The organism is Brevibacterium oceani (assembly GCF_013623835.1).
In the GTDB taxonomy this organism is placed as follows: Bacteria; Actinomycetota; Actinomycetes; order Actinomycetales; family Brevibacteriaceae; genus Brevibacterium; species Brevibacterium oceani.
The window spans coordinates 216,385-233,046 of record NZ_JABKDE010000004.1; the positions used below are offsets into that span (position 1 = coordinate 216,385).

A 16,662-nucleotide genomic window follows, 5' to 3' on the forward strand; every position below is an offset into this window, starting at 1 on the left:
TCTCAGCTTTCTGCTGCTGTGGTCAGCAGTGTCGGGGATGAGGGTCGCGAACCGGTCTCTTGTGCGCCGACCGAGAGCGCGACCGGGGTCGGTATCGCATCGAGGAGGGCACGCGTGTACTCGGTGGCGGGGTGAGCGAAGATCTGCTCGGTACCACCGGACTCGACGAGGTGTCCGCGCGACATCACCGACACCGTATCAGCGATCTGCCGGACCACGGCGAGGTCGTGGGTGATGAACACGTACGTCAGGTCCGACTCCCGCTGGAGCTGGTCGAGGAGGGTGAGTATCTGTGCCTGCACCGTGACGTCGAGGGCCGACACCGCTTCGTCGAAGACGACGAGTTCGGGTTCGACGATGAGGGCTCGGGCGATCGCCACCCGCTGCAGCTGTCCGCCGGAGAGTTCGGCCGGTCGCCGCTCGAGGAAGTCCTGCGGCAGCGCTACCCGGTCCATGATCTCGGCGACGAGGCGGGGCCGGCTCGAGCGGTCGCCGATGCGGAAGTTGCGCAGGGGCTCGGTCAGGGTCGAGCGGATCGAATGCTTGGGATCGAGGGCCGAGAAGGGGTTCTGGTGCACGAGCTGGACGGTGCGGCGGAACTGCCGCAGCCGCGCCCGATCCCGTCCCGAGCGACCGAAGTCGGCGGCATCGACGTCGCCGATGCGCAGGTGACCCGACTGGGGGCTGAGGAAACCGGCCAGCGCCTTGCCCGTCGTCGTCTTGCCCGACCCCGATTCGCCGACGATGCCGTGCGTGGTTCCGCGGTCGACGGTGAAGGTGACGTCCTCGACGCCGATGACCTGGTCGCCGGTGCGGTCGAAGACCTGGGTGAGCGAGTCGACGGACACGAACGGGCGCGCGGAGGTGCCGGCCGCCTCGGCGGGGGTCTGCCTGCACACCTTCGTCCGCAGCGCCGGAGCGTCGGCGAGCAGCCGCGAGGTGTACTCGGTCTCCGGGCGGGAGAAGATGCGATCGGCCTGCCCCGATTCGACGACGCGGCCGGCCTGCATGACCAGCACTTCGTCGGCGCGTTCGCCGGCGACGGCGAGATCGTGGGTGATGAAGAGGATGCCCATTCCGGTCTCCGCGCGCAGTTCGTCGAGGAGGTCGAGCACCTGCTTCTGCACGGTCACATCGAGGGCCGAGGTCGGTTCGTCGGCGATGAGCAGGCGCGGGCGCAGCGCGATGGCGGCGGCGATGAGCACGCGTTGGCGCATGCCTCCGGAGAGTTCGTGCGGGAACTGGTCGGCCCGCTTCTCCGGCTGGTCGATGCCGACCCGCTCGAGCAGTTCGATAACCTGCCTGCGCGCTTCGACCCGCCCGGCCCGGCTGTGGATGCGCAGCGCTTCGGCCACGGACTTCCCGACGGTCTGCAGCGGATTGAGCGAGGCTCCCGGATCCTGCGGGACGTACCCGATCTGGGCTCCGCGCATCCCGCGCCAGCCGGCGGCGCCGAGGCGCGAGAGGTCGACATCGCCGAGGTGGATCCGCCCGGCCGTGACCTGCGCGGCGGAGGGGAGGAGACCGATGACGGCGTTGGCCGTCGTCGATTTCCCCGACCCGGATTCGCCGACCACGGCGGTCATCGAACCGGGACGGACCACGAGGTCGAGCTCGCTCACGGCCGGAGCCGTGGGGCCGCCTCGGCGGGAGTAGTCGACGGTGAGCCCGTCGATGCGCAGCAGCGGGGACTCGGTCATGATGTCACCTTTCGCAGGGTGTTGCCGATCTGGTGGGTGGCGAGCACGATCGCCATGACCACGATGCCGGGGAACACGGTCAGCCACCATGCGGTGGCGACGAAGTTGCGGCCCTCGGCGATGATGAGGCCCCATTCGGGGGTCGGCGGCGGGGTGCCGTAGCCGAGGAACCCGAGCGTGGAGATCTGGAGGATCGCGGACCCGATCTGCAGCACCGCCAGTGAGAGCACGGGCGAGATCGAGTTCGGGAGGATGTGGCGGACGAGCACGGAGCCGAACGTGCCGCCGGAACCGTAGGCCGCGGCCACGAAGTCGCTCGTGTTGATCTGCACGGCCTGCGAACGGGCGAGGCGGGCGAACTGGGCGATGGCCGTGATGCCGACGGCGATGGCCGCGTTGATCGTGCCGAAGCCGAGGACGACGACGATCGAGAGGCTGAGCAGGATCGCGGGGATCGACAGCAGCACATCGATGAGCCGCATGAGCACATCGTCGAGCCACCCCTTCCGGGTGCCGGCGATGAGTCCGATCGCGGTGCCGACGACGAGCCCGACCCCGACGGCCACGAGCGCGGCCAACAGTGATTGGGAGGCTCCGTAGACGACGCGGGTGAACGCGTCACGACCGGTCTGATCGGTGCCGAACCAGTGCTCGAGGCTCGGCGGCAGCAGGGCCGGGGTGTCCCCGCCGTCGTTCGGGTCGAAATGCGTGAAGAGGCCGGGGAACAGGGCCCATGCGATCGCGATGAGCAGGATCAGGGCGGAGACGACGGTGGCCGGGGTGATCGCGGATTCGCTCAGCCTGGGTCGCCGGCCCTGTGGGCGTGGGCTCCTGGAGCGGGTGAAGACGTCGGTGAGGCTCATGATTCGCGGCCCTTCGATTCGGTGTCCCCAGGCGTCTGGGCCCAGTCGAGGTCGACCCCGACGCTGGCCGCGGATGCCGTCAGCGCTCGCCGGGTGGGTTCGTCGTGGGTGCGCAGGGCCTTATTCGCCGAGGCGGCGCTGCGTTTCGTGCGCAGACGGACGTCGATGACGGGGTAGAGGAGGTCGACGACGAGGTTGATGATGACGTAGCCGAAGGTCGCGATCACGACGACGGCGAGCAGGATCGGATTGTCCCGGTGCGTCACGGCCTGAGCGGTGATGAGCCCGATGCCGTTGCGGCCGAATACGGTCTCGGTGACCACGGCGCCGGCGACGAGTTCGCCGAACACCAGTCCGATGATCGTCAGTCCCGGCAGCACCGCGTTGCGGGCGACGGTGTGGACGAGCAGCCATGTCTGGGAGGCGCCCTTCGCGGCGGTGACCTTGACGAACCCGGACGCCTGCACCTCGGTGATCGAGCGGATGAGGACCTGCGCGATCGGGGCCGAGAGCGGCACCGCCACGGTCAGTGTCGGCAGGACGAGTGCCTCGGCGGGGCCGGGATTGACGACGGAGACGAATCCGAGCTGGAAGGAGAAGACCTGGATGAGGAGGATCCCGAGCCAGAACACGGGGATCGAGATGAACAGGCTCGGCACCGAATCGAGGATCCGGCGGATCCATGACAGCGGACCGGCGGCCGGGCCGGAGGTGGCGAGGACGGCGATGATGACGGCGAGCACGACGGCGGTGACGAATCCCGAGGCCGCGAGCACCGCGGTCGAGGGCAGGGCCGCGGCGATGATCGTCGACACGGCGGCACCGGTCTGCACCGAGTACCCGAAGTCTCCGGTGAGGAAGCCTGAGAGGCTGAGGAGGTAGCGGGTGATCCACGAGTCGTCGGCGCCGGTCGCCTCCCGGATCTGCGCGATCTGGTCGGGGGAGAGGCCCAGCGCGGGATCGGCGAAGCGGGCGGTGACGCCGTCGCCGGGAATGAGGCTGAGCAGGATGAACGCCGCAGTGAACGCCAGCAGGAGGACGAGGATCGCCTGACCGAGGCGGAGGGCGAGGTAGCGGATGTCGAGGATCATTTCTCTCCTGCCAGCCAGGTGCTGTAGAAGTCGGGACGGCCCACGGGTTCGGTGGCGAAGCCATGAACGCGGCGGCGGAAGGCGAAGACCTGCGGCTCTTCGAAGAACGGCAGTACGTAGGCCTGGTCGACGAGGTAGTCCTGGACTCTCTCCGCAGCCCTCTGGCGCTTCTTCGCATCGGGTTCGGCCGCGAGGGCGTCGAGGAGTTCGTCGACCTTCGGATCGACGGAGTCGTCGTCGGCATCGGTGCGGTCGGGTCCGTTGAGGAAGACGTCGCGGTTGACCGAGGAGTAGTTCGAGCGCAGGTTGTCGAAGTCGGCGCGGGCGACCATCGAATGGTAGATCTGCACAGTGTCGAGTTCGAGGGCGTCGAGCGTCTGCTTCGACTGGTCGCCGGGGTTGATCGACAGGCGCACGCCGACGCGGCGCAGCTGCTGCTGGATGAGGGTCTGGACCTCGTTCGAGCGGGGCTGGGGGAGGGCGATGTTGACGGTCAGCGCCAAGAGCTGCCCGTCTTTGACGCGATAGCCCGCCGAGTTGCGTTCCGACCAGCCCGCCTTGTCGAGGAGTCGGTCGGCCTCATCGGGGTCGTAGACCCACGAACCCGACTGGTCCTTGTACCCCATCGCCCCCTTGGCGAGGAGACCGGTGGCCAGCGGATAGTTCGGGGTGAAGAGCTTGTCGACGATCTCCTGCCGGTCGACGGCGGCGATGAGGGCCCGGCGGACGTCGAGGTCGGCCAGCAGATCGTGGCGGAACCGGAAGTTGATGCTGTTGTTGATCCCGTTCGTCGCCTTCGCATAGAGGCGCAGGCCTTGTTCGGTAACGCGGGATTCGTCGGGGGCCTGGACGTCGCGGACGCCGTCGGCCTGGCCGGAGAGCACGGCTCCGATGCGCACCGAGTATTCGTTGTTCGTCAGATAGTCGATGCCGTCGAGGTGGGCCCGGCCCTGATGTTTCAGATGCGGGGGAGCCCAGTCGTAGTCCTCGCGGGCGCGGACCGAGAGCTTCGTGCCGATGGTCTCGTCCGTGATGTGGAAGGGCCCGCAGGTGTGGATCTGCTTTGCTCCGCCGGGACCGAAGCCCTCGGCATCGAGGTCGAGGGTCGAATCGGAGAGGAGACCGGCGTTCATCGTCGAGGTCGCTTGCGCGAACCCGGGGGAGGGCGCGGAGAAGTGAAAGCGCACACGGCGGTCGTCGAGGACCTCGCTGCGCTCATAGTTCGAGATCTGCTCGGACACCGGCAGGGTGCGGGCTTCGTCGCCCTTGCCGTACAGGTCGAAGTTCTTCGCCACGTTCGCAGGCGTCAGCGGAGTCCCGTCGGAGTAGGTGACTCCGTGACGCAGAGTGAACGTGTAGGTCGTGGCATCGGCGTTGGTCTCGGGCAGCTCGGTCGCCAGCCATGGATGAAGCTCCAGGGTCTTCGGATCCTGCCACAGCAGACGGGCAGAGATGTTGTTCATGATCCCGCCGTTGGGGTAGAAGCCGACCGACGGCGGGTAGAGCAGAGTCCAGGTCTGCGGCTCGAAGTACGTGAGCACTCCACCCTGTTCCGGTTTGCCGTCGGCCAGGGGTGAGGTGTCCGTGGGAGTGCAGGCGCTGAAGAGAGCGATCGATCCGATCCCGAGTCCGAGGCCGAGCATGCCACGGCGAGTCGTGGTCGTATGGTTCAACAATCTGCTCCGTTCGTGCGCATGAGTCGAGTTAAGCCGATCGGTGCGGGGAGCGTCAATTTCGGCTTAACATTGAGACATGTCGCCATCTGCCGATTTCGATCATCTGGTCATCGCCGTACCGAATCTTGCCGATTCTGTTGAGCAATGCCACAACGCTCTCGAAGTGCGACCCATTCCCGGTGGAGCACATCCGGGGCTCGGGACGGCCAATGCGCTGCTCGGGCTCGAGGTCCCGACTCTCGGCCCCGGTGCTCTTTCCTATCTCGAGATCCTCGGCCCCGACCCCGACCAGGATCCGAGCCTCGCCGCCGCGCGGCTGAGCGGCATCACCACACCGACAGTGCAGCGGTGGGCGATCCGTCCGCGCGATTTCGACGGCCTCGTCGCGAAGGCCGCGGCTGAAGGCAGGGTCGACCTCGGCGAGGTTCACGATATGACGCGCCGGACACCGGACGGAGGCCTGCTCGAATGGAGACTGACCAGGCGGACTCCGCTCGCCCTCGGCGGGATCCAACCGTTCCTCATCGACTGGAAGGATTCGCCGCACCCGGCCGAGCAGGACATGCCGAGCGTCGAGCTTGAACGGCTGTGGGCCGAAACCTCGGAGGTCGACAGGACTCGCAGTGTTCTGCGATTCTTGGACGCTACCCTCGAAGTCGAGGCAGGGGCCACCGATTCCCTGCACGCCATACTGAAAGGTCCGGGTGGATCATGGACGCTCTGAACATTCCCGCCGAACTCGACCATCTCATCATCACCGTGCCCGACCTCGAGGAGGGAATCGCCGCCGTCGAAGCCGCCACCGGCGTCCGCGCCGTCCCCGGCGGTCGCCACCCCGGCCTGGGGACCGCGAATGCGCTGCTCGGGCTGGCACCGACCGGTTGGGCCGACGGCGCGCACACCTACCTCGAGATCCTCGGCCCTGATCCGCAGCAGGAGGCGCCGGTCGGCGGGACGCTCCCACTCGACGCCCACCTCGCAGAGGGTCTGACACTGCAGACGTGGGCCATCCATCCGGCGGCGTTCCTCGCGAAGATCGCGGCCGCGAACACCGCCGGCATCGACTTCGGCGAGGTCAGGGACATGTCCCGGGAAACCGCCGAGGGGGAGCTGCTCGAATGGCGGCTGACCAGCCGATCCCCGCTGCCGCACGAGGGAGCGCAGCCGTTCCTCATCGACTGGGGAGAATCGACGCACCCCGCCGAGGCGGCCCTGCCCACCCTCGAACTGCTCGAATTCCGAGTGGAATCTCCGCAGCCCGACGCGGCGAGGGAAGTGCTCGAGGTGCTCGGTGCGGGCGACGCTGAGGTCGTCGAAGGCAGCGAATGCCGGCTGCGCGCGAAGCTGCGCGGACCCGGAGGTCTCCTCGAGTTCTGACAATGCGGCTAGACTCGCAGACGTGGTCACTCGTCTCCGTCTTCGCTCCCGTCTCGTCCCCACGATCGCTGCGGCGACCCTGCTTCTCGGGCTGAGCGCCTGCGCACCCGCCGGCGATGAGGAGACTCGGCCGACGCCGCATGCGGCGGAGACGATCGGCGACGCTTCCACCGCCCCCGCCTCGTCGGACGAACCGACGGAATCGCCCTCGCCGACGGAGACTGCGAACATCGACGATGCGGGAGCCGCCGGGGTCAGCGAAGACGACATCGACATGCACGGCAGCGGCAAGTGGGACCGCCCGAAGGAGGAGACGGGCCCCAATCGCGATGAGGGTAAGACATTCAAGGTCGCCCTGCGCGTCGAAGACAATCTGCCCATCGACGTCGACGAGGCGGGGGACTTCATCATCAGCACCCTGCAGGACGAACGAGGCTGGCAGGACCTCGACGATGTGTCCATCGAACTCGTCGACGAGGACCAGGATGCGATGATCTCGATCGCCAGTCCCGACACCGTCGACGAGATGTGCCTGCCCCTGCGGACCCTGGGCGAATTGTCCTGCCGCAACGGGAACAACGTCATCCTCAATGCCAAACGCTGGGTCTCGGCGACCGATGAGTTCGACGACATCGTCCAGTACCGGCAGTATCTGATCAACCACGAGGTCGGCCACGCGCTCGGCCACGGCCACGAATCCTGCCCCGGTCAGGGCAAGACCGCTCCGCTCATGCAGCAGCAGACTAAGGGCCTGCAGGGCTGCAAGCCCAACGGCTGGCCCTCAAAGGGCTAGTTTCGGCGGTCGCGGACAGTTCTCCGCAGAGACAGCGCAGGCCCCGCGATTGCGGGGCCTGCGCTGTCTCTACTGGGATGCGCGGATCAGCGCTCGAGTGCGCTCATCAGTGCTTGGGTGAGCGAGAGGGCTTCAAGGAGTATTCTCCGGCCCCCTGCGTCGCATGCTCGTACTCGACCTCATCGGTGACCGAGCTCGTGCCCGAGGGAGTCAGCGAACCTGGCTGCTCGACGATCGCGATGCTGTCGGTGGCCACGACCTCACGGTTGTGGTCGGCCGGGGCACCGGCATCGACCTTCGTCGCCAGAGCCTTCTCACGCACGAACATGAGGATGACGGCGGCGATGATCCCCAGCGGGCAGACCCACAGGAAGATCGGCACCAGCGCATCGCTGTAGGCATTGACGATGATCGAGTGGATCGGATCCGGCAGTGACTTGACCACCTCGGGGGTGAGCGAATTCGACCCCGTGCCCTTCATCGCCTGGGCACCCTGGGGGCCCAGCGACTTGATGCCGTCCTCGAGGTTGGACGCCAGCCGCGAGGTGAAGAGCGAACCGATCAGTGACATACCCAGCGTGCCGCCGATCTGGCGGAAGAAGTTGTTCGACGCCGTCGCCGTGCCGACCATCGCCACCGGGAACGAGTTCTGGACGATGAGCACGAGCATCTGCATCGACAGCCCCAGACCGAGTCCGAGCACACACAGGCAGCCGATGACGACGAGCACGTTCTGATCGGCTGTGACGAAGGTGCCCATGAGGAAGAGGGCGACGCCGACGATCGCGCTGCCGAGCACCGGGTACCACTTGTAACGTCCCGTCTTCGAGACGATGAAGCCGACGATGACGGAGCTCGGGAGCATCACGGCCATCATGGGCACCATGAGCAGTCCGGCCTTCGTCGCCTCGATGCCGTGGGCCATCTGCAGGAACGTGGGCATGTAGGACAGGACGCCGAACATGCCGATGGCGATGCACATGCCCGCGATCGTACAGAGGACGAAGTTCTTGTCCTGGAAGACGAACATCGGGATGACGGGTTCGGCCACGGCCTTCTCGACGAAGACGAAGACGACGGCACTGATGAACGCGATGGCGATGAGGCCGATGATGATCGGATCGTCCCAGTCGTACTGATGTCCGCCCCACGAGGTGGTGAGGATGAGCGCCGAGGTGAATTCGGCGATGAGGATCATGCCGGCGACATCGACATGGCGCTTGACCGACCGGTCCGACTTCGGGACCTTGAGGAAGAGTGCCGCGGCGATGAGTGCGAGCACGCCGAAGGGCAGGTTGAGCGCGAACGTCCAGCGCCAGCCGGGACCCTCGGTGATCCAGCCGCCGATCAGTGGTCCCGCCACCGAGGTGACCGCGAAGTTCGCCCCCATGATGCCCATGTACGGGCCGCGCTTGCGGGCAGGGACGACCGCTGCGATGAGGGATTGAGCGAGGATGATGAGGCCGCCGCCGCCGAGCCCCTGAATGACGCGTGCGGTGATGAGGACGGCCATATTGTGGGCGAGGAATCCGACGATCGATCCGAGGATGAACATGCAGATGGCGAAGATGAAGATCTTCTTGCGGTTGAACGAGTCTCCCAGTTTGCCGTAGATCGGCATCATGATCGTCGACGCCAGCATGAAGGCCGTCGAGACCCAGAGCATCTGGTCGACGCCGTCGAGGTCGCCGACGATGGTCGGCAGGGCGGTGGCCAGCATGGTCTGGTTGAGCGAGAACATGAACATTGCCAGCATCAGGCCGACGAACAGCAGGATCACCGAGGGGGTCTCGATCTCGGCCTCCTCCTCAGCGCCGTGCTGCTTCGCGGCAGCAGATTCGGTGGTGGTGGTCATTTCAGCCTTTCTAAGAGGGTCAGGAACAGCTCGACCGAGGAGGTGAACGCCTGGTCCACACGCTCGTCGTCCAATTCGTGTTCGGAGTCGAATCTCGCGGAAGCGAAAGCATGCTCGAGCGGGATGCTGCACAGCTGCGCGAGCATCCGCGTGCCTCGAGCCGCAGTCTCGTCGTCGGGAAAGACGACTCCGCGACGCTCGACCCGCCGGCGGATGCCGGTGATGATCTGCTCGGAGTAATGCCGCTTCGTCTCCATGCTGAGCATGCCGAGCTGCGGATGCCGAGCCTGGATCGCACGCAGCTTCTGCTTGTTCGCCGAGCGCGGCAACAGGAACTCGAAGGCGGCGCGGATGGTGAAGGAGAGATCCTCCACCAGACGCTCGCGCCTGGGCTCGAATTCCTCGATGAACCGCTGCAGATCGGCGGCGACGTCGTCGGAGATCGTCAGTCCGACGATCGCCATCTCCTTGGTGGGGAAATAGTTGAAGAACGTGCGGGCGGAGACCTCCGCGGCTTCTGCGATCCGAGCCACGGTCACCTCGTCGAGCCCATGCTCGAAGACGAGCTCGACGGCCGCAGCGTGGATGGACGCACGGCGTTCACGAGTCTGACGCTCACGCAGGGATTCGGTCGGTTCGGAAGTCACCTGAAGATTATGCACCTCTTGCAAAATTGCATCAAGTGCAGAAGTGCATTCGATGCATTTATCGGCCGTGATGTTGTTCACACGTCACTGGATGGCGGGAAGTGCGCGGGAATATCCGTGCCCCACCCCCTGTTGATTGAGTCGTATACGCTCAACTTTGAAAGAGGAGGTCAGCTTTGGCCACGTTCTATGGATCCGCAGGGTCGGGCGGCGACTCGTTCGACGAGTTCCTCGCGCGCTTCCTCCAGGGTCAGCACGGAGCCCGTCGAGGACGCTCCGTCGACATCAATCGGCTGCTGAGCAAGCGCAGCCACGAGGTCATCGAGGCCGCCGCGGAGTTCGCCGGCCGGCACGGTCAGTCCGAGATCGATGCCCTCCACATCCTGCGCGTCATGGTCGACTCCGAACCTGGTAACTCGGCCGTGCGTCAGGCGAGTGCCGATCCCGAGGCGATCGCTCACAGCATCGAGGAGCGCCTGCCGGCGACCACCGACGCCGAGGCGGAGTCCTCTCCGTCGCTGACCGGTTCGGCCCAGCGGGCGCTGCTCGATTCCTACCAGGTCGCGCGTGCCTTCGGCTCGACCTACATCGACCCCGAGCACATCTTCTTCGCCTTCGTGCTCAACCAGGAGATGCCTGCCGGGCGCATCCTCGCCCAGGCCGGTGTCACCCAGGCCGCCCTGCAGGCGGGAGCCGAGGCCGCCGAAGCCCAGGGCGTGCAGCCCGGGCAGGGCGCCGAGGGTGACGAGGGTCAGGAGACGGTGCTTCAGAAATACGGCACCGATCTCACCGCGCTCGCGGCCGAGGGTCGCCTCGACCCCGTCATCGGACGCGCAGACGAGATCGAACAGACCATCGAGATCCTCGCCCGCCGGACGAAGAACAATCCCGTCCTCCTCGGCGAGGCCGGTGTCGGCAAGACCGCGATCGCCGAAGGTCTGGCCCAGGCCATCCACTCCGGCGAGGTGCCCAGGCAGCTGCAGGGCAAGCGCATCGTCTCCCTCGACATGCCGGGCATGCTCGCAGGAACCCGCTACCGCGGTGACTTCGAGGAGAGGCTGACCGGGGCGCTCAATGAGATCGCCGAGGACGGGAACATGATCGTCTTCGTCGACGAACTCCACACCCTCGTCGGCGCGGGAGGCAACGGCGAGTCGAACTCGATGGATGCCGGCAACATCCTCAAGCCGAGGCTCGCGCGCGGCGATCTGCACATGATCGGCGCGACCACCCTCAAGGAGTACCGGACGATCGAGAAGGACTCCGCCCTCGAGCGTCGGTTCCAGCCGGTGACCGTGGGTGAGCCCAGCGTCGAGGATGCCGTGACGATCCTCGAAGGGCTGTCGGACCGCTACGCCGAATTCCACGGGGTCAGCTACACGCCCGAGGCGATCCGGGCCGCGGTGGAACTGTCGAACCGCTACATCACCGACCGGTTCCTGCCGGACAAGGCCATCGACCTCGTCGACCAGGCCGGTGCTCGGATGTCGCTCTCGCGCGGACCCGGCGTCGACGTCGAGGCCCTCAAGCTCAAGCTCTCCGAGCTCGAAGCCGAGAAGAAGTCGGCCATCGAGGTCGAGGACTACGAGCGTGCGGGCGGTCTGCGCGACGAGATCACCGAGCTGAGCACCCGGATCGAATCCGCAGAGAACCCTGAGACGGTCGAGTCGGCGACAACCGCCGCGGAGGCGGTCATCGGCGAACAGGAGATCGCTCAGGTCGTCTCCCGGGCCACCGGAATCCCGGCGGCGCGGATGACGCAGAGCCAGAAGGCTCGTCTGGCGACGATGGAAGACGTCCTCCACGACCGGGTAGTCGGCCAGGACGGGGCCGTGACCGCGGTCTCGCGTGCCATCCGCCGCAGCCAGACCGGAATGGCCGACCCCGACCGGCCGATCGGAAGCTTCCTCTTCCTCGGACCGACCGGCGTCGGCAAGACCGAACTGGCCAAGGCGCTGGCACAGACCCTGTTCGACGACGAGTCCGCCATGATTCGGTTCGATATGAGCGAATTCGGCGAACGCCACACGGTCTCGCGCCTCGTCGGTGCTCCTCCCGGCTACGTCGGCTATGACGAGGCCGGGCAGCTGACCGAGCAGGTCCGTCGGCGCCCGTATTCGGTCATCCTCCTCGACGAGGTCGAGAAGGCGCACCCGGATGCGTTCAACCTGCTGCTGCAGGTCCTCGACGACGGACGCCTGACCGATGGTCAGGGCCACACGGTCGATTTCCGCAACACCGTCATCATCATGACGTCGAACCTCGGTTCGGAGTTCATGTCCGGCAACCCGCTGGGCTTCAGCTCCGGTGCCGCTGTGGATGCGGAGAAGGACCTCAAGGCGAAGGTCATGGGCCGACTCAAGGAGTTCATGCGCCCCGAATTCATCAACCGCATCGATGACACCGTGATGTTCTCCCGGCTCGACCGTGAGCAGCTGCGGTCCATCGTGGAGCAGCAGCTGGCCGCCAGCCGGGCACGGGTCGAGGCGCAGGGGATCTCCCTCGACGTCGACTCCGACGCCCTCGACTGGCTCGCCGAGAAGGGCTACGAACCCGAGTTCGGCGCCCGTCCGCTGCGTCGGGTGATCCAGCGTGAGCTCGATGACCGGATCGCCGAACTCCTCGTCACCGAGGCGGTCGATGAGGGCGGACGCATCCGCGCCGCCGTCGTCGACGGGGAACTCTCGGTCGAGGCCGTGGCCCGACCGGAGATCGTCGACGCCTGATCGCCGAGGCGGTCGTGCACCGGTCACGCATCGGTCACTGAATCAGAGCCCGGGGCGAAGGATTCCGATCCTTCGCCCCGGGCTCGTTCATATTCATGACTCAGACGTCTTTCGCCTGGTTCAGCCGGCGACGCGGGTGTTCGTCGCCGGCTGCGGCTCGTTCGCGCCCAGAACCCGGTTGAGGACAAGTCGTTCGCAGAGTGTCCACGTGGTCGTCGTCGCCAGGTAGAGCGCGGCGGCCAAGGGCACGAAGAGAGCGAAGATCGCAGTGAGGAAGGGCATGAAGCTCAGAGTCTTCATCACTCCCGAGAGATCGGGCATGGTCGGTGCGTCCGACCCTGACCGTGTGGCAGACGGAGTCGCGGCTGGCGTCTTCTCCGGCGCGGCCGGGGTGAGCAGGCGGCGGGAGAATCCGGCGACGACGGCGATGAGCACGACGAGGGCGAGGTAGACCGTGATCGCGGTCCCGGTCAGGTCCCCGGCGCCGAGCAGTTTGAAAAAGCTCGTGTTCAGGGGCAGTCCGAAGAGCGTGTGTCCGAGCAGCTCGTTGGCGTGACCGCTGATCGTCGAGTGGATGAACAGACCGTAGACGGCCATGAGCACGGGTGTCTGAGCGAGCACCGGCAGGCATCCGGCGAAGGGGGAGGCGTTCTCCTCCTTGTACAGCTCCATGAGCTTCTGCTGCATGAGTTCGGGCTGCTTCTTGTACTTCGTCTGCAGCGCGCTGATCTTCGGGGCCAGTCGTTTGCGGGTGATTCCGGCCTTGACTTGGGAGACTCCGACGGGGATGAGAACGGCCCGGACGAGGATCGTGAGCACGATGACGGCCAGGGCCGCGCTGAAGCCGCCGGTCAGGGGTTCGAGGAACGAGCTGATCGTCGTCACCACCGTATAGGCGGCTTCGACGAGCAGGCGGATGGGCAGGAATTCGTAGATGTTCATAGATGTCCTTCGCAGAGGTGGTGTGCCACGCACTCGGTCGGGCGTTTCGGCACAGAGGTCGATGGGGGCAGAGCGATCATCGACATGACTGCGACATCGGGACTCACGGGCACGGTGACAGTGCGGAGGACCCTGGAGCCTGGCGGGTCAGAGGACCTGCGGAGGCAGAGGAGCGCCGAGGAGGCGCGGAGACGTCGCTCAGCCGATGAGGCGAGCGACGGATGAGGGTGCTCTGGCGAGAGCCGTACCCGGGGTGCCCGGTTCTTCGGGCATGCGGAATTCGCGGATGCTTCGGCGCGCGTCCGGCAGAGACGGAGGTCGCACCGACAGCGACAGCACGCGCAGCAGCGCCATGCTCGCCCACGCGGCGATCGGCGTCAGCAGGGCTGCGCCGAGGAGAGCGAGGACGATGAGGTGAGTGGGGGACTGGGGGACGACCGAGTCGAGGTCGGCGGAGAGCACGACGACGAGCAGCTGCAGAGTCAGCCACAGATTCGCCAGCATCTCATCCCCTTTCCGGATGCCCCGATGCTAGCACGCGAGCCTGTGCGGAGGTCTCAGTCCTGCGCGTCGGCGGCGAGGTCCGGATCTCGGGCGAGACGCACGAGCGCGGCCGCGAGTCCTGCGAGGTCCTCGTCGTCGACCAACGCGGCCAGCTTCTCGTCCTGCTCCGGCAGCCCCGCCGTCTTCGCGCCCTTGCGAACGAGAGGGTCGAAGGCAGGCCTCACCGACGGCCAGACCTGCTGGACCTCTCGGAGGAAGATGGACGCCCCGGTCGGACCGATCCCGGTGAATTCCTGCAGGAGCCGCGAAATCCGATGAGGCTTCCCCTCGGCCTCGTCGCGCAGCTTCCGCAGGTCCCCGTCCCATCGGTCGATGAGCAGATCGGCGGCCTCGGCCAGACGGGTGGCGGTGCTCTCGTCATAGCGGCGATACCCGCCGCGTCCGAGTGCAACGACGCGCTGCTGCCATGTGCTCGTGCGCAGACGCTGCGGCGTTCTCCACTTCGCCGAGAACAGCTCGCGCGCGCTCGCGAGGGCGATGTCGGAGCTGATGCGCGTGGACAGGAGCAGGCTGAGGACGAGCAGCTGCCACAGCGGGGCCGGTTTGTCCCGGAGCGTGATCGCGGCTTCCGCGGCGAATGTGCGACCGTGCGCCTCGATGAGGTGACCGGCCCGATCTCGCTGTGTGCTCATGCCGTCGATCCTAAGTCCGCGCCCAGTCGAAGAGTCAAGGGTCGCCGGAGCCTCAGATGCCGGTGCCCATCTGCTCACAGCGGCACGGTCCCGCTTCCAGCGGATCCGTGTTCGGTTCGCCGTCGCTGGGTCGCAGAGTTGAGACATGCACACACGAACCGCAACCAGCCCATTGGAGTTCTCCGAAGCGGACGAGTCTCCGGCGATGACCGCGATCCCCGAATCCCAGCGGATGCTCTACGCCTACCGCTCCGTCGTCTTCAACGGGGAGCTGAGAGACGAGAACGGCATGGAGATCATCTCCCGCCTCGTCCTCCTCTCCGCCGAAGACCCCGAGTCCGACATCCACCTGTGGATCAACTCACCGGGCGGGTCCGTGCCGATGATGCACGCGATCGCCGACACGATCGCAACCCTGCCGAACGACGTCGTCACGATCGCGTTCGGGTGGGCCGCCTCGGCGGGGCAGTTCGTCCTCAGCCTCGGCACCCCGGGCAGACGCCTCGCGCTGCCCCACGCCCGCATCCTCCTCCACCAGGGATCGTCGGGAATCGGCGGTGCCGCCGCTGACATCGAACTCCAGGGCAGCGACCTGCGCGACGTCCGCGATTCCGTCCTCAGCCGACTCGCCGAGGCTGCGGGGCAGACCTATGACACGATCTTCGCCGATTCCCTTCGTGACAAATGGTTCACCGCCGAGGCGGCCCGCGAGTACGGACTCATCGACCGGATCCTCGAGTCCCCGTCGGATCTGCGCGGAACGATCGGAGCGAGCCGATGAGCCAGTACACCATCCCCAATGTCGTCGACCGCTCCGGCGGCAGCGAGAAGATCGTCGACGTCTACTCCCACCTGCTCGGCAAGCGGATCATCTACCTCGGTGTCGGAATCGACGACGGGGTGGCGAACACGATCATCGCGCAGCTGCTTCACCTCGACGCGAGCAGTCGGGAGCTGCCGATCAGTCTCTACATCAACTCTCCGGGCGGATCGCTGACAGCGATGACCGCGATCTATGACGCCATGCACCACATCGGCTCCCCGGTAGCCACCACCTGCGTGGGCCAGGCCGCCGCCGATGCCGCGGTGCTGCTCGCCGCCGGGGAGCCGGGACAGCGGACCATGCTCGAACACGCCCGCGCCGTCCTCCGTCAGCCTCATGCCGAAGGCGCCAGGGGGACGATCCCCGACCTCATCGTCGCCGCCGACGAGATCGTCCGGCAGCGTCGCGAAGTCGAAGGAATGCTCGCTGCCAGCACCGGGCGGACGGAGGAACAGATCCACCACGACCTCGACCGGGACCTCGTCCTCGACGCTCGGGCAGCACAGGAGTTCGGGCTCATCGACGCCATCGTCTGACCGCCGGGCCGCTGTCCTCCCAGCGAGGCGGTCAGGGAGCTCAGGCAGCCAGAGTACTCAGGCGGCCAAGGAGAGCTGTGCCTGGCCCGCTGTCGGGGGACCGGGTGCGGCCTGAGTCGAGCGGATCGACGTGAGGGTTGCCGAAGCGAAGCGTCTCGCATCCATGACGCCGGCAGCGAGCACGAGGACCTGCGGCAGCTCGAGTCCGAGGACGACGGCGACGGCCTCGATGACCTCGGACGACGGGTCCTTGAGCCCGCGCTCGACCTCGGAGAGGAACTGCGTGGAGACCCCGGAGCGACGTGAGACCTGAGCCAAGGTCAGGCCGAGGTCGGTGCGGCGCAGACGCAGGGCACGGCCGAGCGCCTCACGCCACAGCGGCGGCGTCGGGGTGGAAGGCGAGGGAGCGGTCATGGGGCGATCCTACGATTCGCAGG

General features: G+C 66.7%; 16 protein-coding genes. 6 read left to right on the forward strand and 10 right to left on the reverse strand.

Features of this window, described 5'->3' with window-relative positions; all coding sequences use genetic code 11:
* Window positions 1–2: 2 nt before the first annotated feature.
* The 4 genes from HK401_RS10400 to HK401_RS10415 are packed head-to-tail and all read right to left on the reverse strand — an operon-like array spanning window position 3 to window position 5,297.
* Window positions 3–1,700, reverse strand: coding sequence for a dipeptide ABC transporter ATP-binding protein (locus HK401_RS10400; protein WP_181274600.1), 1,698 nt, complete (start codon window positions 1,698–1,700; stop codon window positions 3–5).
* Complete coding sequence (locus tag HK401_RS10405) at window positions 1,697–2,563, reverse strand: ABC transporter permease (RefSeq protein WP_181274601.1); 867 nt, start codon at window positions 2,561–2,563, stop codon at window positions 1,697–1,699. The genes HK401_RS10400 and HK401_RS10405 overlap by 4 nt, the downstream gene beginning before the upstream one ends.
* Window positions 2,560–3,654, reverse strand: coding sequence for an ABC transporter permease (locus HK401_RS10410; RefSeq protein ID WP_181274602.1), 1,095 nt, complete (start codon window positions 3,652–3,654; stop codon window positions 2,560–2,562). The genes HK401_RS10405 and HK401_RS10410 overlap by 4 nt, the downstream gene beginning before the upstream one ends.
* Window positions 3,651–5,297, reverse strand: a complete 1,647-nt coding sequence (locus HK401_RS10415) for a TIGR04028 family ABC transporter substrate-binding protein (protein ID WP_181274873.1) — start codon at window positions 5,295–5,297, stop codon at window positions 3,651–3,653. The genes HK401_RS10410 and HK401_RS10415 overlap by 4 nt, the downstream gene beginning before the upstream one ends.
* A gap of 109 nt (window positions 5,298–5,406) precedes the next feature.
* Here HK401_RS10415 and HK401_RS10420 point away from each other — a divergent pair, with 109 nt between their 5' ends.
* From HK401_RS10420 to HK401_RS10430, 3 genes are read left to right on the forward strand one after another with little or no spacing between them, the layout of a single operon-like run.
* Window positions 5,407–6,054 (forward strand): VOC family protein, encoded by a 648-nt coding sequence (locus HK401_RS10420; protein WP_181274603.1) that lies wholly within the window; start codon window positions 5,407–5,409, stop codon window positions 6,052–6,054.
* Window positions 6,042–6,707, forward strand: coding sequence for a VOC family protein (locus HK401_RS10425; protein WP_181274604.1), 666 nt, complete (start codon window positions 6,042–6,044; stop codon window positions 6,705–6,707). Before HK401_RS10420 ends, HK401_RS10425 begins: the two co-directional genes overlap by 13 nt.
* Before the next feature lie 22 nt (window positions 6,708–6,729).
* A complete protein-coding gene (locus tag HK401_RS10430; RefSeq protein ID WP_309135961.1) occupies window positions 6,730–7,500 on the forward strand; it encodes a DUF3152 domain-containing protein in 771 nt (256 codons plus the stop codon).
* 106 nt (window positions 7,501–7,606) lie between these two features.
* On the opposite strand, the gene HK401_RS10435 is transcribed toward HK401_RS10430, so the two are convergent.
* Window positions 7,607–9,355 carry a DHA2 family efflux MFS transporter permease subunit gene (locus tag HK401_RS10435; RefSeq protein ID WP_181274605.1) on the reverse strand — a complete coding sequence of 583 codons (1,749 nt, stop codon included), beginning with the start codon at window positions 9,353–9,355 and terminating at the stop codon, window positions 7,607–7,609.
* On the reverse strand, window positions 9,352–10,002 hold the full coding sequence (locus HK401_RS10440) for a TetR/AcrR family transcriptional regulator (protein ID WP_181274606.1): 651 nt from the start codon (window positions 10,000–10,002) through the stop codon (window positions 9,352–9,354). The genes HK401_RS10435 and HK401_RS10440 overlap by 4 nt, the downstream gene beginning before the upstream one ends.
* Before the next feature lie 176 nt (window positions 10,003–10,178).
* Here HK401_RS10440 and HK401_RS10445 point away from each other — a divergent pair, with 176 nt between their 5' ends.
* Window positions 10,179–12,728 (forward strand): ATP-dependent Clp protease ATP-binding subunit, encoded by a 2,550-nt coding sequence (locus HK401_RS10445; RefSeq protein WP_181274607.1) that lies wholly within the window; start codon window positions 10,179–10,181, stop codon window positions 12,726–12,728.
* 120 nt (window positions 12,729–12,848) lie between these two features.
* On the opposite strand, the gene HK401_RS10450 is transcribed toward HK401_RS10445, so the two are convergent.
* The 3 genes from HK401_RS10450 to HK401_RS10460 form a co-directional block, all read right to left on the reverse strand.
* Entirely contained in the window at window positions 12,849–13,670 is an 822-nt protein-coding gene (locus tag HK401_RS10450; protein ID WP_181274608.1) for a YidC/Oxa1 family membrane protein insertase, read from the reverse strand.
* A gap of 198 nt (window positions 13,671–13,868) precedes the next feature.
* Window positions 13,869–14,174, reverse strand: a complete 306-nt coding sequence (locus tag HK401_RS10455; RefSeq protein ID WP_166970185.1) for a hypothetical protein — start codon at window positions 14,172–14,174, stop codon at window positions 13,869–13,871.
* 53 nt (window positions 14,175–14,227) lie between these two features.
* Entirely contained in the window at window positions 14,228–14,866 is a 639-nt protein-coding gene (locus tag HK401_RS10460) for an endonuclease (protein WP_181274609.1), read from the reverse strand.
* 145 nt (window positions 14,867–15,011) lie between these two features.
* Here HK401_RS10460 and HK401_RS10465 point away from each other — a divergent pair, with 145 nt between their 5' ends.
* Window positions 15,012–15,647 (forward strand): ClpP family protease, encoded by a 636-nt coding sequence (locus HK401_RS10465; RefSeq protein WP_181274610.1) that lies wholly within the window; start codon window positions 15,012–15,014, stop codon window positions 15,645–15,647.
* The gene (locus HK401_RS10470) at window positions 15,644–16,225 is read left to right on the forward strand and encodes a ClpP family protease (protein WP_181274611.1); all 582 of its coding nucleotides are present in this window, start codon (window positions 15,644–15,646) and stop codon (window positions 16,223–16,225) included. Before HK401_RS10465 ends, HK401_RS10470 begins: the two co-directional genes overlap by 4 nt.
* 57 nt (window positions 16,226–16,282) lie before the next feature.
* Here HK401_RS10470 and HK401_RS10475 read toward each other — a convergent pair whose 3' ends face one another.
* Window positions 16,283–16,639, reverse strand: coding sequence for a helix-turn-helix domain-containing protein (locus HK401_RS10475; RefSeq protein WP_246490618.1), 357 nt, complete (start codon window positions 16,637–16,639; stop codon window positions 16,283–16,285).
* Window positions 16,640–16,662 lie beyond the last annotated feature (23 nt).

Excerpts from the sequence above, each read along its gene's own strand:
- HK401_RS10400 (WP_181274600.1), bottom strand. The coding sequence starts at position 1,700 with ATGACCGAGTCCCCGCTGCTGCGCATCGACGGGCTCACCGTCGACTAC.
- HK401_RS10405 (WP_181274601.1), bottom strand. The coding sequence starts at position 2,563 with ATGAGCCTCACCGACGTCTTCACCCGCTCCAGGAGCCCACGCCCACAG.
- HK401_RS10410 (WP_181274602.1), bottom strand. The coding sequence starts at position 3,654 with ATGATCCTCGACATCCGCTACCTCGCCCTCCGCCTCGGTCAGGCGATC.
- HK401_RS10415 (WP_181274873.1), bottom strand. The coding sequence starts at position 5,297 with ATGCTCGGCCTCGGACTCGGGATCGGATCGATCGCTCTCTTCAGCGCC.
- HK401_RS10420 (WP_181274603.1), top strand. The coding sequence starts at position 5,407 with ATGTCGCCATCTGCCGATTTCGATCATCTGGTCATCGCCGTACCGAAT.
- HK401_RS10425 (WP_181274604.1), top strand. The coding sequence starts at position 6,042 with ATGGACGCTCTGAACATTCCCGCCGAACTCGACCATCTCATCATCACC.
- HK401_RS10435 (WP_181274605.1), bottom strand. The coding sequence starts at position 9,355 with ATGACCACCACCACCGAATCTGCTGCCGCGAAGCAGCACGGCGCTGAG.
- HK401_RS10450 (WP_181274608.1), bottom strand. The coding sequence starts at position 13,670 with ATGAACATCTACGAATTCCTGCCCATCCGCCTGCTCGTCGAAGCCGCC.
- HK401_RS10455 (WP_166970185.1), bottom strand. The coding sequence starts at position 14,174 with ATGCTGGCGAATCTGTGGCTGACTCTGCAGCTGCTCGTCGTCGTGCTC.
- HK401_RS10460 (WP_181274609.1), bottom strand. The coding sequence starts at position 14,866 with ATGAGCACACAGCGAGATCGGGCCGGTCACCTCATCGAGGCGCACGGT.
- HK401_RS10465 (WP_181274610.1), top strand. The coding sequence starts at position 15,012 with ATGCACACACGAACCGCAACCAGCCCATTGGAGTTCTCCGAAGCGGAC.
- HK401_RS10470 (WP_181274611.1), top strand. The coding sequence starts at position 15,644 with ATGAGCCAGTACACCATCCCCAATGTCGTCGACCGCTCCGGCGGCAGC.
- HK401_RS10475 (WP_246490618.1), bottom strand. The coding sequence starts at position 16,639 with ATGACCGCTCCCTCGCCTTCCACCCCGACGCCGCCGCTGTGGCGTGAG.